15 protein-coding genes are annotated in these 15788 nt (G+C 34.3%); 2 read left to right on the top strand and 13 right to left on the bottom strand.

Going from position 1 to position 15788, the window contains the following annotated elements; translation table 11 throughout:
- Positions 1-169: 169 nt before the first annotated feature.
- The 4 genes from FFWV33_RS13055 to FFWV33_RS13040 all read right to left on the bottom strand — a co-directional run bounded on the left by FFWV33_RS13055 (position 170) and on the right by FFWV33_RS13040 (position 4267).
- Complete coding sequence (locus FFWV33_RS13055) at positions 170-1369, bottom strand: tetratricopeptide repeat protein (RefSeq protein WP_108741316.1); 1200 nt, start codon at positions 1367-1369, stop codon at positions 170-172.
- 136 nt (positions 1370-1505) lie between these two features.
- A complete protein-coding gene (locus FFWV33_RS13050; RefSeq protein WP_108741315.1) occupies positions 1506-2183 on the bottom strand; it encodes a metal-dependent hydrolase in 678 nt (225 codons plus the stop codon).
- 129 nt (positions 2184-2312) lie between these two features.
- Entirely contained in the window at positions 2313-3275 is a 963-nt protein-coding gene (gene menA, locus FFWV33_RS13045; RefSeq protein WP_108741314.1) for a 1,4-dihydroxy-2-naphthoate octaprenyltransferase, read from the bottom strand.
- 161 nt (positions 3276-3436) lie between these two features.
- Positions 3437-4267 carry a 1,4-dihydroxy-2-naphthoyl-CoA synthase gene (locus FFWV33_RS13040; protein WP_108741313.1) on the bottom strand — a complete coding sequence of 277 codons (831 nt, stop codon included), beginning with the start codon at positions 4265-4267 and terminating at the stop codon, positions 3437-3439.
- Positions 4268-4483: 216 nt separating this feature from the next.
- Here FFWV33_RS13040 and FFWV33_RS13035 point away from each other — a divergent pair, with 216 nt between their 5' ends.
- The gene (locus FFWV33_RS13035; RefSeq protein ID WP_108741312.1) at positions 4484-5341 is read left to right on the top strand and encodes a hypothetical protein; all 858 of its coding nucleotides are present in this window, start codon (positions 4484-4486) and stop codon (positions 5339-5341) included.
- Between the two features lie 598 nt (positions 5342-5939).
- Here the strand turns inward: FFWV33_RS13035 and FFWV33_RS13030 are convergent.
- The 8 genes from FFWV33_RS13030 to rpsF form a co-directional block, all read right to left on the bottom strand.
- A complete protein-coding gene (locus tag FFWV33_RS13030; protein WP_108741311.1) occupies positions 5940-6800 on the bottom strand; it encodes a CvfB family protein in 861 nt (286 codons plus the stop codon).
- Positions 6801-7221: 421 nt separating this feature from the next.
- Positions 7222-7656: a hypothetical protein gene (locus tag FFWV33_RS13025; protein ID WP_108741310.1), complete on the bottom strand. Its 435-nt coding sequence runs from the start codon at positions 7654-7656 to the stop codon at positions 7222-7224.
- Positions 7657-7860: 204 nt separating this feature from the next.
- The gene (locus tag FFWV33_RS13020) at positions 7861-8436 is read right to left on the bottom strand and encodes a GNAT family N-acetyltransferase (protein ID WP_108741309.1); all 576 of its coding nucleotides are present in this window, start codon (positions 8434-8436) and stop codon (positions 7861-7863) included.
- 93 nt (positions 8437-8529) lie between these two features.
- Positions 8530-10530 (bottom strand): NAD-dependent DNA ligase LigA, encoded by a 2001-nt coding sequence (ligA, locus tag FFWV33_RS13015; RefSeq protein ID WP_108741308.1) that lies wholly within the window; start codon positions 10528-10530, stop codon positions 8530-8532.
- A 150-nt stretch (positions 10531-10680) separates the two neighbouring features.
- Complete coding sequence (locus tag FFWV33_RS13010) at positions 10681-11154, bottom strand: DUF6495 family protein (RefSeq protein ID WP_108741307.1); 474 nt, start codon at positions 11152-11154, stop codon at positions 10681-10683.
- Between the two features lie 148 nt (positions 11155-11302).
- A complete protein-coding gene (gene rplI, locus FFWV33_RS13005; RefSeq protein WP_108741306.1) occupies positions 11303-11740 on the bottom strand; it encodes a 50S ribosomal protein L9 in 438 nt (145 codons plus the stop codon).
- A gap of 66 nt (positions 11741-11806) precedes the next feature.
- Positions 11807-12103 (bottom strand): 30S ribosomal protein S18, encoded by a 297-nt coding sequence (gene rpsR / locus FFWV33_RS13000; protein ID WP_066077030.1) that lies wholly within the window; start codon positions 12101-12103, stop codon positions 11807-11809.
- 5 nt (positions 12104-12108) lie between these two features.
- Positions 12109-12450: a 30S ribosomal protein S6 gene (rpsF, locus tag FFWV33_RS12995; RefSeq protein WP_108741305.1), complete on the bottom strand. Its 342-nt coding sequence runs from the start codon at positions 12448-12450 to the stop codon at positions 12109-12111.
- Between the two features lie 185 nt (positions 12451-12635).
- Between rpsF and FFWV33_RS12990 the strand changes: the two genes are divergently transcribed.
- Positions 12636-13331 (top strand): LytR/AlgR family response regulator transcription factor, encoded by a 696-nt coding sequence (locus tag FFWV33_RS12990; protein WP_108741304.1) that lies wholly within the window; start codon positions 12636-12638, stop codon positions 13329-13331.
- On the opposite strand, the gene priA is transcribed toward FFWV33_RS12990, so the two are convergent.
- A complete protein-coding gene (gene priA, locus FFWV33_RS12985; protein ID WP_108741303.1) occupies positions 13328-15781 on the bottom strand; it encodes a replication restart helicase PriA in 2454 nt (817 codons plus the stop codon). The genes FFWV33_RS12990 and priA overlap by 4 nt on opposite strands.
- Positions 15782-15788 lie beyond the last annotated feature (7 nt).

The raw sequence follows: 15788 nt of genomic DNA, 5'->3' as shown, positions 1-15788 counted from the left end.
TGATTAACGATTGTAGAGTAACGATTACTGATTTTTGATGTTTTGACCACAAAGTTCGCCAAGCGTTTTTAATTGATTTTTAAAATTGACCTTTGATTTTCGCCTTTTACCTTTTGATTTTTGAATTTGACCTTTGATTTTTGAATTTTGCCCTTTGACCTTTGATTTTTTATTCCAAAACCTTCAAAATCTTCTCAAAATCGTTGGACTGTATTCCGTTTTTCTGAAATTGAGCAAAATCAGCTTTGGTTTTCTGAATCCAACTCAAGCTATCGGTTACATTTTGTGTTTGATATTCTTTGTGTATTTTTTTTGCTTTCGAATAGTCTCCATTTAAAAGTAGCGCGTGCGCAGTATGAAGCTTAATAAGCAATTCGGTTGTATCTAATTTTTCACCTATTTCAAGCGTTTTCAACGCTTTTCCGTACTGTTTGGTCATTGTGTACCAATATCCTAACGTAGCGTAATCTATAGGCGTTCCTTGACCATCTTGCACAACAGTATTCATTTGCATAATAGCTGTACCAAAATTTTTCTTTTTAGCTTCCGCATTTGCCTTGTTTCGAAGGTCTGCGTAAACCGTTTTTGACACGCTACTTTCCGAGTAACAAACTGTACCAAAATCTTTATACACCTTGGCTTGTTCCATCGTGAGTAATTTTTGAAACTCATCAAATCGGTACTTATTTTGAATTTTCTCCTCAATACAAATACAAAAATCATCAGAATTGGTCATTTTTTGAGCCAAAGCCGATGTTTTACACTGATTGATAATAAATTTCCTATTCTCGACTGTCCAGCCACGGCTCAACTTAGTATCTACCCATGGAACGATTTCGAGTACGATTTTCTGCTTCATAATCCAATTCGAACTTTCGAAACCAAACCATAAAGCAGCCGTATTATTTTTTAAACATACCGACTTATCTACAGAAAGCCTTTTGGCATCTTTACTCACAGGCGTATCCTGTACCAAGCAGGCATCAGCAGTTTTTCCTGTATTTTGATAGACTACTGCATTTTCATTCGAATTAAAAATCGCGTACTTAGCTTTGTCATCGCCTGAAATCTTAGAAAATAAAAACACAGCACCTGCAGAGCCTTGACTAATACCGGTTGGATCTGGAATAGCCTTTAAAACCGAAACTAGACTACCTGCCATTTGTTGGTTATCATCCAACAAAGTGATTCTGAAAATCAACTCAGTGGTACCAATTGGAAAATCATCTGTTTTAACAATCATTCTATCTCGTGCAGAAACAGTGATTTCTCGGGTCATGGCGCGTTCTTTGTCCCAATAGCCTTCTTTTTGAGCGTGAATCGACTGAAAACAAATGCTAATGAATAGCAATAAATATACTTTTTTCACTTAATGGAATTAATTATGGATTGCCCTAGCCCAGTCCCGACGCTTAGGGAACAGCGACATCCTCTTGTGGTAGCGATAGCGGACACAAGAGATATAGCGCCCCGAAGCGTCGGGGGCCGGAAATAGCTCCTAAATATTATAATTCGATACTCTCACCAATAGACAACAGCATCAAATCTTTGTCTTTTTCAAAAAACTTCTGAATAGCTTCTTTGTGATTGATTTCGATATATCCAAAAGTATCGTAATGGTACCCTAAAATTTTGTCACATTGCACAAAATCTGAAGCTAGAATAGCATCTTCAACATCCATAGTGAAGTTGTCACCTATTGGCAAGATAGCTAAATCCAATTTTGTACGCATCGGAATCAATTTCATATCCATTGTCAAAGCAGTATCTCCCGCGATGTAAATGTTTTTATGTTCACCTTCGATTACAAATCCACCTGGATTACCGCCATAAGCGCCATCAGGAAAAGAACTTGAGTGAATAGCATTAACGTATTTTACTTTACCGAAATCAAAATTCCAGCTTCCACCGTGGTTCATTGGGTGCGCAGTTAATCCTCTAGCCGAATAATATCCTGCAATTTCTGCGTTAGAAACAATCACTGCATTGGTACGTTTTGCAATAGCCTCCACGTCTAAAACGTGATCACCATGTGCATGCGTAACCAAAATATAATCGGCCTCAAGAGTATCGATATCAATATGTGCCGCTGCTGGATTTGCAGAAACATAGGGATCTACAAAAATATTTTTTCCGCCTACTTGTATGCCTAATGAGGCATGTCCGTAAAATGTAATTTTCATAGTTTTGTGGCTTTTGATTTGTAGCTTTTAGCTATTAGCGTAAAAGTTGAAATTTGATTTTTGATTTTTGAAATTGATTTTTGACTTCTGCAATTTGATTTTTGATTTTTGATTTTTGCTTTCCAAACCCTATCTTCCTCCCATAAAGAGATTTACCAAAATATCCGAAAAGAAGAAAATCATTCCTAACGAAAGTAACACTGAAAGCACAAAAGTACTTAGCGCCACCTTCTTTAATTCTGGATCTAACTCCTTCGGGTTTTGATTCTTATACACTGTACTTAAATGTTTAATTAAAGGTACATATGCTAATACAAAAATATACTGATCAAAATTAAATTTCTCTAATACGGCAAAAAGTACTACCAAAACCATGGCGGTAACAATCAAAAAGTAATGGTATTTTTTGGCCTTTGCTGCACCTATTTTTACAACGATTGTATTCTTGTTTGATTTTCGATCAGATGCTTCATCACGCATATTATTGAGATTCAAAACTCCAACACTCAATAAACCGATTGCTATAGCTGGCAAAAACAGAAAGGCATCAAGTTCTTTGGAGAATAAAAAATTGACTCCCAAAGTACTGACCAATCCGAAGAATATAAAGACAAACAAATCTCCGTAACCACGGTATCCATAAGCTGTATTTCCTACCGTATATCGAATGGCTGAAACAATCGCTAAGATTCCTAACACCAAAAAGAAAAGAGAATAAATCAGGTTACTTTGCCCAAAAGCATAATAAATAAGTAAAATAGCTGATAATAAAGTCAAACCAGCAGTAATTATAATGCCGCGTTTCATGGCTGGTGCCGAAATGGCTCCACTCTGAATGGCGCGTTTTGGTCCTACTCTATCTTCATTATCCGTTCCTTTAACGCCATCACCATAATCATTGGCAAAATTAGACAAGACTTGCAAGCCTAAGGTTGTAAGCATTGCAAAACCAAATATTTTCCAATCAAATACCTCTGACGGAGTGAGCTCTGTAGCCGTTGGATGCGCCAAAGCATACATACTACCCACTATAATTCCAGATACTGATAAGGGCAAAGTGCGCAAACGTGCGGCTTCAATCCAATGTTTCATTATTATTTTTTGTTTTATCGCCATATAGGCGCTAGGGTTTTATTCTTTTTTGAACTCTTGCCGTAATGACAGTAAGATTCAAAATTCAACTTAAATAGTATTGCTGTGTTCAAATCTCAAAACTAAAATTGTACACTGAGATTGAATACTGAATGCCATTTTTATGGCAACCATTTTTTCTCGAAGTTTGGTTTTCTTTTTTCTAAGAATGCATTTCTACCTTCTTTAGCTTCTTCGGTCATATAGGCCAAACGAGTCGCCTCACCAGCAAATACTTGTTGCCCTACCATTCCGTCATCGGTAAGATTCATAGCAAATTTCAGCATTTTAATAGCCATAGGCGATTTTCCTAAGATTTCTTGCGCCCACTCAAAAGCAGTATCTTCTAACTCATCATGAGGAATAACTGCATTTACCATTCCCATTTCAAAAGCTTCTTGAGCCGAATAATTTCGACCTAAAAAGAAAATCTCTCTAGCTTTCTTTTGACCAACCATTTTCGCAAGGTATGCAGAGCCATAACCACCGTCAAAACTAGTTACATCGGCATCTGTTTGTTTAAAAATAGCATGTTCTTTGGATGCTAAACTCATATCGCACACAACATGCAAGCTATGCCCACCACCAACTGCCCATCCAGGCACGACAGCAATAACAACCTTTGGCATGAAACGAATTAAACGCTGCACCTCTAAAATATTTAAACGATGTTGTCCATCTTCACCCACATAACCTTGATGACCTCGCGCATTTTGATCTCCACCACTACAAAAAGAATATACACCATCCTTTGTTGACGGACCTTCAGCAGAAAGCAAAACAACTCCTATTGAAGTATCTTCTTGCGCATCATAAAAAGCATCATATAATTCAGCTGTAGTTTTAGGACGAAAGGCATTTCGAACATTAGGACGATTGAAGGCTATTCTCGCCACTCCATCGCATTTTTTATAGGTGATATCTTCGTATTCTTTGGCAGTAATCCAATCCATTTTATTGGGTTTTAATAATTATAGTGTAAAATTAAAATAATTTACTTGGATTCTAACCATACTCATTTTTATTTAGCGCTAAAATTAGCAAAAAAGAAGCCATTGAATCCTAACCCTTTGATATAAAGCACAAAAGAACCGCAATCGTATTCGTTCTTTTCTAATTTAAATCGTTATATTTACAACACTGCCCCATAATCAATTACAAACGACCTCATGAATTTATGGTTAAGATACATGACTACAGTTCGAGCTACTATTTTAAACCCTCTATCGACCAATAAGGATTTAAAGTATTGGCAAAATGACATGTTTGCAAATACCATAATTTATATCCTTCCAATGAGCCTTATTGCTCTTATACCCTCGTTTATATGGGCGCTTAAATCACAAATGTATCCTTTATGTACAGTAGACGTAGCTGCGGTGTTATTTACCTGTGTAATTGCCTTTAAAGAAGGTATCAACATAGAAGTTCGAAAAATCCTATTCATCACTATTGCATATACTGTTAGTACCTTTTTGGTGTATTATGCTGGTCTCAATAGTACGTTATTCCTGCTAGCTACTTGTTGTGTTTCCTTATTTATATTTACTTTCAAAAATCAATATACACCCGCTTACATCAATATTGCTGTTTCGGTATTGTACATAATTATTTCTACCTATGATATTATACCTAAACCTGCCATACAATTTGATACAACAATCTTATTTGCTGTATTTTCTAACTTAATATTCTTAAGCTTATTAATTGCTGCGCTAGTTCCAAGAATATTCAAAGGTTTACAAGATAGTTTTGACAAAACATTAGAACACGCTCTGGAAATTGAAAAACAAAATAAACTATTGCGAGATATTTCATGGACACAATCACATGTGATAAGAGCCCCATTATCTCGCTTAATGGGTATCACCTATCTTTTAAAAGAAATTGATCTAACCGAAGAAGAAAAAATGTTTTACATAGACAACATCATAGTCTCGAGTAATGAATTGGACGGTCTAATACAAGATATAGTTACACAGTCTGAGAGTATACGCAGTACAACCATCAAAGAGAACGAAGTATAGCAAAATAACTATAATTACTGACTTGCTACATTAACAATACTAGTCGTAATAATAACTCCCGCTATGTTAAAGTTCTCAAAATAAAGTACACACAATAATTTTACAATGCTTTTTTTACGTATCTTAGACATAGTTAATTGCAGCATTGGTTAAATATTTACAATTGCAATTGACCTTATAATACATCACTGAATTATTAACCTTAAAGAAGAATATTTGAAAAATGTAAATCACTTTATCACTCTTTTTTGTACGGTACTAAATTTAAAATTCGGAACAAAAGAGCCTAAGAGGGAAAATCTAAGATTGATTCCAATATACACTAGGAGCACCAAAGGTTAATCAATTGGATTACTATACTTTAATTCTCAGAATTAATAAAATGAAAAAGTAAAATCCAAAACAAGTAAAAGAACCAACGGTTTTAATGCAATTAGGGATTGTAACAATTATAGAAATTCAAAAGATAAAGAAAGTTAAAACGGAAACGGCAGATTTTGTTTCCAGTTCATTAAATAATACGGCATTATTTTTATTTCAAAATGCCATAAAATAAGAGAAAGACTAATCACATTCGATTAGTCTTTCTTTTTTTATACTATAAAGGCGCTTCTATTAAATAAATACCGTCCTCTTTAATTTCGATTAACTTCTCTCTATACAAAGCACCAATCGCTTTCTTAAAAATCTTTTTACTCATTTTCAAGACCGTCTTAATATCTTCTGGATGCGATTTGTCATTTAAACGTAAGAAACCTCGGCTAGCTCTCAATTCATTCAAAATCAATTCGGCATTTGGTTCCACGCTTGCGTACCCTTGCTCCTGCAATGCAACATCAATTTTGTTGTCAGGACGAATGTTTTTAATAAAGCCTCGCATACGATCACCCGTACGTATAGCATCATCATATACTTCATCTTTATACAACAAACCTTTGTGTTGTTCATTGATAATCACATTAATACCAATTTCGGTAATATGCGATACAATCAAATCAACTTCTTCTCCTTTTTCAACAGTTAACTCCTCGTTTTTCAAAAACTGATTTGTTTTACTCGAAGCAACCAAGCGATTTGTTTTCTCATCCATATACAAATACACCAAGTAGCGCTTTCCTTTTTCCATCGGACGTGCTTGTTCTTTGAACGGAACCAAGATATCTTTCTCCATTCCCCAGTCCATGAAGGCACCGACTTGATTGGTATAATTCACACGCAAAAGCGCAAATTCATTCAACAAAATATAAGGTTCAAGTGTCGTTGCAACAGGACGTTGTTCGTGATCCAAGTATACAAAAACAATCAACTCTTCCCCAATTTCAAAAACATTGGGCACATATTTATTAGGCAAAAGCACATCATGAACACCTTCTGGATCTTTCTCTGGATCTCCCAAAAACAAACCAACTTGTGTATCACGCAAAATCTTTAGCGCGTTATATTTTCCTATTTTAATCATTTCTTCTAATTTTCTAAGTCGCAAAGGTACGAAGTTTGAAAATAGGAAGCCCTTTCTTAACCGTTCATTTTAGTTATTAGAAGCAGAACAACCCGTTTTATTTCAAGATCCCACCCGCTTTCGGCTCAATCTCTTACTCCCAATCCCGAAGCTTCGGAATTGGGAGCAAGAGGATACCGCCTCAATCTGGGCTAATTGACAGCGAATTATTTTTATAATTACATTTTTTAACCACAAAAGAAACTTCAAATAATAGTTGCTATATTATTTGGAGTATTGTCTTGGCGCTACATGAAGTTTAAGCTTAAGAATGAGCAGTATTGTAGATTTTTCAGATTTCGCAAGTACAAAACTATCTTTAAACTAAGCTAAATACCTAAATATAAACTAATTAATTTTATCAGTAGTTCTACTTACTGGGTTATTCTTCTGCATAACTAATTGTTTCTTTAAATATAAAACTTAAAATTATTAAAATTGGTATTGCTAACCATGCTGTGAAGACTAATTCAAGTCCATTTTGTCCGTCGCTGACATAACATAAAGTATTACTGCTTGAAAAATAACACCCAAAACTTGCTTGAATACAAATATATTCGATCAAACAGAAAATTTTATATTTCAACTTTAAGGTTTTTAATTTTTCATCAGTAATATTTGTAATGTAATTACCAAAAATAAATGGCAAGCTTATTCCTGAAATTATTGTTACAGTCCAAATTATTTTCCACGATGTAGTGCATTCTATTCCCAAAGCACTTAGAAACATTTGTATTCCTAGTAGAAAAATTGCTGTAATTCCTGGGATTAAAAAACCGAGTATTGAAAATTTAAGTGTAGATTTTATAAAATTCATATTTTCTATTTATTACTAAAAAATAATCTATTGATGTTTAAATTTCCATGTTTCCGTACATATTATTAATAGCATTTCGAGGCTCCGCGAGATTGCGAACTTCGTAGCCGATTATTTTCAATAAGATAAAATTTCTTAAAAAAGATAAACGTGAATTTACCACATATTTCACCAATTTTACAAACCAATTTTGAGCGCTCGGTCTTATTTCTTTAACGATAAACTCATTGTTAAATTATCATAGTACTTTCCATTGAGTTTAAAGTAATTTTTAATTATTCCATTGTCTATAAAGTTCATTTTTCGATATAAACTTAATCCTAATTCATTTTCACAATAAATTTGAAGCCATAAAATCTCTAACATTGGATTTTCTTTTGCCCAATTAATTGAATGTTTCATTAGTTCAGTTCCTAAGCCTGAATTTCTCCATTCTTTTAACATGCCCATTCCAATAACTCCAGTATGTTGCTTAATTATTCTAGAACTTCCTGTAATATCAATATTTCCAATAATTTCATTATCATATTCGGCAACTAATAACAAAGAGTTTTCTTTTTGGATAAATGAATTTATCAAATCTTCTTCTTGTTGAATAGTAAGTTTTATTTCTTCAAAAAGTTTCGGAATAAATTCACTGTCAACTATATAATTTTTTATAGTTTTCAATAAGTTTTCAGCATCAGAAATTTCGGCGCTCCTAATTTTTACTTCTTTAGCATTTTTCAGTTTAACTATTATTGGAATAAATTTCATTTTTGCATCAATTTTTTTCTGCATTATAACAAATTAAAGAACAATTCAAAACTACACGAAGTTCACTAACTATTTTGTATTCTTTGCATTTAACTGCAGTTAACATTTTGCCACACCTTACCCTTTTATCATCGCCATAAAATCGGTTTCAGAGATAATCGGGATATTTAATTTGCTGGCTTTATCCAGTTTTGCTGGTCCCATATTATCACCCGCTACCACATAATCGGTTTTTGTCGAAATAGAACTACCTACTTTACCTCCATTATCTTCAATTGCTTTTTTCAAATCGTCACGCGAAAACTCTGTAAAAACTCCAGAAACTACAAAAACTTTACCTACTAGAATTTCGGTAGCATTTAAGTTTACTTTTTCGACTACCTCAAATTGAACACCTTTTTCTTTCAAGCGTTCGATAATCAATCTGTTTTCTGACTTTTCGAAAAAATCAATGACACTTTGAGCTATTCGTTCTCCAATTTCATCTACCAATACTAAGTCCATCAAAGTAGCTTGAGCCAAAGCATCGATAGTTTTATAATGTTTTGCTAGTTTTTTAGCGACCGTTTCACCTACAAATCGAATTCCCAATGCATACAAAACACGTTCAAACGGAATATTTTTCGATTCTGCTACGCCCTTTACTAGATTTTCTGCCGATTTTTGCGCCATTCGTTCCAGAGGAATAATTTGAGCTACGGTCAACTCATACAAATCCGCATAATTTCGAACTAAACCATTAGTAAACAACAACGCCACGGTTTCGCCACCTAACCCTTCAATATCCATGGCTTTTCTCGAAATATAATGCTGAATTCGGCCAATAATTTGCGGTGGACAACCATAAAAATTGGGGCAATAATGATTTGCTTCTCCTTCTGATCGTACCAATTCGGTTTCACATTCTGGGCAATGGGTAATATACTTTGTTTGCTCCGCAGTTGTAGATCGCTCCGTTAGGTCAACTGCTATAATTTTAGGAATAATCTCTCCACCTTTTTCAACAAACACAGTGTCCCATACTCGTATGTCCAATTTTTCGATTTGGTCAGCATTATGTAACGAAGCTCTTTTTACAATTGTTCCCGCCAATTGCACCGGTTCCAAATTAGCGACTGGCGTAATCGCACCCGTTCGACCTACTTGGTATGAAATCGAATTCAAAACCGTAGAAACCTGTTCTGATTTAAATTTATAAGCCATTGCCCATCGAGGTGATTTGGCTGTATATCCTAACTCATCTTGGTATTGACGGCTGTTCAATTTGACTACTACACCATCTGTTTCATAGGGTAATTCATGGCGGTGAACATCCCAATAATCAATAAATTCAAAAACTTCGTCTAAATTCTTGGCCAATTTGGATGCAGCAGGTACTTTGAAACCCCATTTTCTGGCTGTTTCTAATCCATCGTACTGGGTTTCAAAAGGCAAATTATCTCCCACAATAGAGTATAACAAACAATCCAAAGGACGCTTGGCTACTTCTGCGCTATCTTGCAATTTTAAACTTCCAGATGCTGTATTTCTTGGATTGGAGTAAGGCGTCTCTCCTATTTCGATTAAATCTTGGTTCATTTTTTCGAACCCTTTGAATGGTAATATGATTTCGCCACGAATGTCGAATTTTGGAGGATAATTCCCTTTCAACTGCAACGGAATAGAGCGTATTGTTTTAACATTGTTCGTCACATCATCACCTTGAAATCCATCTCCACGCGTAACAGCGCGAATTAATCGACCGTTTTCATAGGTGATACTCATAGAAGCACCATCGTATTTCAACTCACATGTATATTCCAAAGGCACCTCTCCCAATTGTTTTTCGATACGTTTTTCCCAGTCCATTAAATCTTCTTTGGAATAAGAATTATCCAGCGAATACATGCGCTGCTCATGAGCTACGGTGGCAAAATTTTTAGTAATTGCTCCTCCTACACGTTGAGTTGGCGAATTGAGATCAAAAAATTGTGGATTCTTTTGCTCGAGTTCCTGAAGCTCTTTTAATTTGGTATCAAAATCAAAATCAGAAATCGTGGGATTGTCAAGCACATAATAATTATGATTATGTTGACTGAGTTCTTCTCTTAACAAAAGTATTTGAGGTAGCATATCCATATAAAAATTGGCTATTTTAGTATTTAATTTCGTGTACTAAAATAACCAATTTTAAAGAAACCCACATTAAAAATATACTTTTTCCTAATGAAATAATTTATGGTTCCTGACTTCCTAAATTTAATTAATGATCAGGAGAAAAAATTTTAACTACGATTCAATAATCGTATTAATTTGTTTATATAATTGTCCGTCGCTCAAAAACGCACCTTGCTGAATGAGTGCAAACAAAGAAGCATTGCGCTCGTCTGAGAATTCTTTTTTACCTACTTTCATTTCAATAGTATCCGTGAACATATTATCACTTAACCATTGCAATCCTTCATTAGTCAAAAAATCAACTTCTGGAACTAGTGATTTTAAAACGATAGAATTGATGTACGTATCAAAAGTTTGAAACAAGAAAATATGATTTTTAGAAAAATGCTCTAAATATTCTGCTTTTACAAGAACACCTTCCCAAATTAAATCTGAAAAAACGTCTAGCTCTTGCTCTGCAACTTCAGGTTTATTGGCCTTAATTGCATCCCATTCTCCTTTATCAATAGACTGCGAAGCTAGAAAATTAGTAAATTCTTGTGTTAACTCTTCAAATTGTTCTTTGGTTAATCTTGCGTATTTCATTTTTGATTTAGGATTTTTGATTTAGAATTTAGGATTAAAATCTCAAATTCAAATTGACGATTCTAAATAAGCACCTAAAAGCGACGCTTAATATTAAAAAAAAATCCCGATTCTCATCGGGATTTTATATTGTATTGCAAATAAAAAATTATTCAGCAATGATTTCGTATGGTAAGTCTACGATTACATCTCTGTGTAAACGAACGCTTGCGTTGTATTTACCAGTACGTTTAACGATACCACTAGTGATGAATTTTCTATCAATTTCTTGACCACCTTTTGCTAAAGCTGCAGCGATATCAATATTCGTGATTGAACCGAATAATTTTTCTCCACCTGCTTTTGCAGAAATTTTAATTTCGATAGCTTTGATAGCTTCTGCTACTGCTTGCGCATCAGCAACTACTTTAGCTTCTTTGTGTGCTCTTTGTTTTAGGTTTTCAGCTAATACTTTTTTCGCAGAAGAAGTTGCTAAATGAGCAAATCCTTGTGGGATTAAGTAGTTACGACCGTATCCGTTTTTCACGTTTACTACATCGTCTTTAAATCCTAAGTTCTGAACGTCTTGTCTTAAAATAAGTTCCATGTTGTTGTCCTTTATTATAGAAGTTAGTCCCGATTGTAATCGGGACAACAACTTATATTATTAATATTATTTAAGTAAATCGGCCACGTATGGCATTAAAGCTAAGTGACGTGCACGCTTAACAGCTACAGACACTTTTCTTTGGTATTTCAATGATGTTCCTGTTAAACGACGAGGAAGAATTTTTCCTTGCTCATTAACAAATTTCAATAAGAAATCAGCATCTTTATAATCGATATACTTGATACCAGATTTTTTGAAACGACAGTATTTCTTTTGTTTGTTAGTTTCTATGTTTAAAGGAGTAAGATATCTAATATCTCCGTCTTTTTTTCCTGAAGCAGATTGTTGTAATGTTGCCATGATAATTAAGCTTTTTGAGATTTAAGTTTTGCTCTTCTTCTTTCAGCCCAAGAGATAGCATGTTTGTCAAGACTAACAGTTAAAAAACGCATAACTCTTTCGTCACGTCTAAATTCAGTTTCAAAAGCGATTAACACTTCTGGAGTAACATTGAATTCGAACAAATGGTAAAAACCACTTTTCTTGTTTTGAATTTCGTAAGCCATTTTTTTAAGACCCCAGTCTTCTTTTGATACAAAAGTAGCCCCTCTGGTAGTAAGAAAATCTTCAAATTTGCTTACTGTTTCCTTTACCTGAACATCAGATAAAACGGGATTTAAAATGAAAACAGTTTCATAATGATTCATATAATATATGTTTTTATTAATTTGGATGCAAAAGTACTTAAATTTTTTAATTTCGCAACCCTAAATATTAAAAATTCGTCCAAATACACGTTTTGACGTTTAACGACTAAAATAATCGATGAAAAATTAGTTTTATCGAAAAAAACGTATTATTTTTACAAAACCAAATCTTAAAGACAATAAATATGAAACTTAATTGCGTAGTTGTAGATGATAGTTCGATACAGCGGATGATAATTGCAAAGTTAGTAAATAATCACACTAACCTAACCTTGGTTGGTGATTTTTCTAACGCGATTGAAGCCAAAAGCTGCATGTCGATACATAATGTTGACCTTATATTTCTAGATATAGAGATGCCTGTGATCAGCGGATTTGATTTTTTGGATGGTCTAAAGACTAAACCACAAATCATATTTGTTACATCAAAAGCAGAATATGCTATGAAAGCTTTTGATTATGATGCCACCGATTACTTGCAAAAACCTATTGCAATTGAACGTTTCAATGCATCTGTGAAAAGAGCCGTTGACCAATATCTTTATAAAAATGATAATAAAGATGATGAAGGTGAACATATCTTTATCAAAAGTAATTTGAAAAAATTAAAAATATTTACAAATAAAATAAAATGGATAGAAGCTTTTGGTGATTACGTACGTGTAGTTACTGAAGAGGATAGTCATTTGGTTCTTTCGACCATGAAAGCCTTTGAAGCCGATTTACCAGGAAACCGTTTTGTTAGAGTTCACAAGTCCTACATTTTGAACATTGACAAAGTTGAGCGTTTCAACAGTAAATTTGCCGAAATTGGTCCAACTAAAATTCCGTTGAGCCGAAATAAGAAAGAAGATCTTGTACGAGCATTAACAGTTGATTAATAAAAATCAACGTTTACAGTCACTTTTATAGCTTTGTACTGAGGTACAGAATCAAAACTATTCAATATTTTTTGAATAGTTTTTTTTGTGCCATTTATAGACGATTCTTGCGGAATCTTAATCAAGATCGTACGGATGAACTCATTTCTAATCCTATTAATCGCTGGTTCTTCAGGTCCTAATATCGGAATAGCTAAATTTTGAGTCAATACACTATGCAACCACTTTGCCCCTTCATTCAACTTGTTGTAATCTCGTTGTTTCAAGGTTAGTTTTATAATTCGAAAATAAGGAGGATAATAATAGATTTTTCGATCATACAGTTGCTCCTTATACATACCTATATAATCATTGCGCGTGACTTGCTGAATGGTATTATGATTAGGATTGTAAGTCTGAATAACAACACGACCTTGCTTTGCCGCTCGTCCTGCACGTCCTGCTACTTGCGTCATCATCTGGAAACTTCTTTCAAATGCTCTAAAATCAGGATGAAATAACATATTGTCGGCATTCATAATTCCTACCAAACTCACATTTTCAAAATCCAGACCTTTGGCTAGCATTTGCGTTCCTACCAAAATATCGATTTCTTGATTTTTAAAACTGTCTATAATTTTTTCGAAACCGAATTTACCTCTTGTGGTATCTTGATCCATACGCCCAATTTTTGCAGATGGGAAAAGGTGAATCAATTCTTGCTGAATTTGTTCGGTACCAAAACCTTTGGTCGTCAAATCAATACTAGAACAATTATGACAACTCACCGGTTTTGCAATTGAATATCCGCAGTAATGGCAACGCAATTGATTTTTGTGCTTGTGATAGGTCAAACTCACGTCACATTGCTGGCATTGCGGTACATGCCCACATGTCATACACTCTAACAAGGGTGAATACCCTCGCCTATTTTGAAATAAAATCACTTGCTCACCTAATGAAATTGCAGTGGTTATCCTTTCGATTAAAACATCACTGAAGTGCCCTGACATTTGTTTTCGAAAATATTTGTCCTTAATATCAACCAATTCTATTTCGGGCATCATGACTTTCCCAAAACGTTCAGTAATGGTAGCTAGTCCGTATTTTTCATTTTGTGCATTAAAATAGGTTTCTATACTTGGTGTTGCAGACCCCAACAAAACCTTGGCTTTGTAAAAGTGCGCCAAAACAATAGCCGCATCACGTGCATGATAGCGCGGTGCAGGATCCATTTGTTTAAAAGTTTGCTCGTGCTCTTCATCAATCACCAATAATCCTAAATCTTGAAAAGGCAAAAATAAAGAAGACCTTGAACCAATAACAATTTGTGCTTTTGCCGCTTGGTGCAAGACTTGATTCCAAACCTCTACACGCTCATTATTATTATATTTCGAATTAAAAACAGCCACTTTATCACCAAAATAAGTTCGAAGTCTACTTACTAGCTGTGTACTTAGTGCTATTTCGGGCAATAAATACAAAACTTGTTTACCAGTTTCTAAATAATGTTCTATTAATTTAATATAAATCTCTGTTTTTCCGCTCGAGGTCACACCATGCAGCAAACTCACCTCTTTGGTTTCAAAACTAGTCTGAATAGTGTCAAAGGCATTTTGTTGTGCCTCGCTTAGAACTATAGCATCTTCCGAAGCTTTCCCTTTAAACTGAACTCTATCAACTTGGATGTAATATTCTTCAAAAACTTCTTTTTCGATTAAAGCCTTAACAATTGCCGTACTCGTATTTGCGGTTTCAACTAATTTCTTGACCGCAATTGGTTTTTTTTCAACTGCACTTAACTGAAAATAAGCCAGAACAATTTCTTTTTGTTTGGCTGCATTTTTCAAAAACTCAAGTAATTGGCTTAAACCCTCATTGCCTTCGTACTTGGAATGCAGACGAATGTACCGCACCAATTTTGGCTTATAGCTTTCTTGTATTTCTTCCTCTAAAATTATAATGTTTTTGTCTATCATTTTTTGAATGACAGGAAAAACCGTTTTTTTGTTTAAAATGGCACTTATTTCCTGAATTTTCAATGAAGATTGCAGTTGCAACGCTTGATAGACTAGGTATTCTTCGTCAGTCAGTGTAGCTTCATCAACAAAAACATCTGGTTTTTGCATAATCAGGGATTCACTTTCTAACAAAAATGCAGAAGGCATTGCGGCACGATACACATCACCAATTGCACACATATAATAGGTAGCGATCCACTGCCAGTGTGCGATTTGTTTTTCGTTAACGATTGGTTTTTCATCTAAGATTTGATGAATTTCTTTCGCTTCGTATAAACTTGGTCTGTTTTGATGTGTATCAATTACCAATGCTGTATAAATCTTATTTTTTCCAAAAGGTACTGCCAAACGCATTCCTTTTTTTATAAAGTGATACTCCGCCTCAGAAACACTGTACGTAAAGGTTTTGGCTAATGAAAGCGGCATGATAACTTCAACAAAAAATAACATTTGTATA

Origin of the sequence: Flavobacterium faecale (genome assembly GCF_003076455.1) — a bacterium.
GTDB lineage: Bacteria > Bacteroidota > Bacteroidia > Flavobacteriales > Flavobacteriaceae > Flavobacterium > Flavobacterium faecale.
The sequence above is the reverse complement of the archived record's forward strand: the minus strand, read 5'-3'. Positions and strand labels throughout refer to the sequence as shown.

Coding starts and splice junctions, on each gene's coding strand:
- FFWV33_RS13050 (WP_108741315.1), bottom strand. CDS start 2,183: ATGAAAATTACATTTTACGGACATGCCTCATTAGGCATACAAGTAGGC.
- menA (WP_108741314.1), bottom strand. CDS start 3,275: ATGAAACATTGGATTGAAGCCGCACGTTTGCGCACTTTGCCCTTATCA.
- FFWV33_RS13040 (WP_108741313.1), bottom strand. CDS start 4,267: ATGGATTGGATTACTGCCAAAGAATACGAAGATATCACCTATAAAAAA.
- FFWV33_RS13035 (WP_108741312.1), top strand. CDS start 4,484: ATGAATTTATGGTTAAGATACATGACTACAGTTCGAGCTACTATTTTA.
- FFWV33_RS13030 (WP_108741311.1), bottom strand. CDS start 6,800: ATGATTAAAATAGGAAAATATAACGCGCTAAAGATTTTGCGTGATACA.
- FFWV33_RS13025 (WP_108741310.1), bottom strand. CDS start 7,656: ATGAATTTTATAAAATCTACACTTAAATTTTCAATACTCGGTTTTTTA.
- FFWV33_RS13020 (WP_108741309.1), bottom strand. CDS start 8,436: ATGCAGAAAAAAATTGATGCAAAAATGAAATTTATTCCAATAATAGTT.
- ligA (WP_108741308.1), bottom strand. CDS start 10,530: ATGGATATGCTACCTCAAATACTTTTGTTAAGAGAAGAACTCAGTCAA.
- FFWV33_RS13010 (WP_108741307.1), bottom strand. CDS start 11,154: ATGAAATACGCAAGATTAACCAAAGAACAATTTGAAGAGTTAACACAA.
- rplI (WP_108741306.1), bottom strand. CDS start 11,740: ATGGAACTTATTTTAAGACAAGACGTTCAGAACTTAGGATTTAAAGAC.
- rpsR (WP_066077030.1), bottom strand. CDS start 12,103: ATGGCAACATTACAACAATCTGCTTCAGGAAAAAAAGACGGAGATATT.
- rpsF (WP_108741305.1), bottom strand. CDS start 12,450: ATGAATCATTATGAAACTGTTTTCATTTTAAATCCCGTTTTATCTGAT.
- FFWV33_RS12990 (WP_108741304.1), top strand. CDS start 12,636: ATGAAACTTAATTGCGTAGTTGTAGATGATAGTTCGATACAGCGGATG.
- priA (WP_108741303.1), bottom strand. CDS start 15,781: ATGTTATTTTTTGTTGAAGTTATCATGCCGCTTTCATTAGCCAAAACC.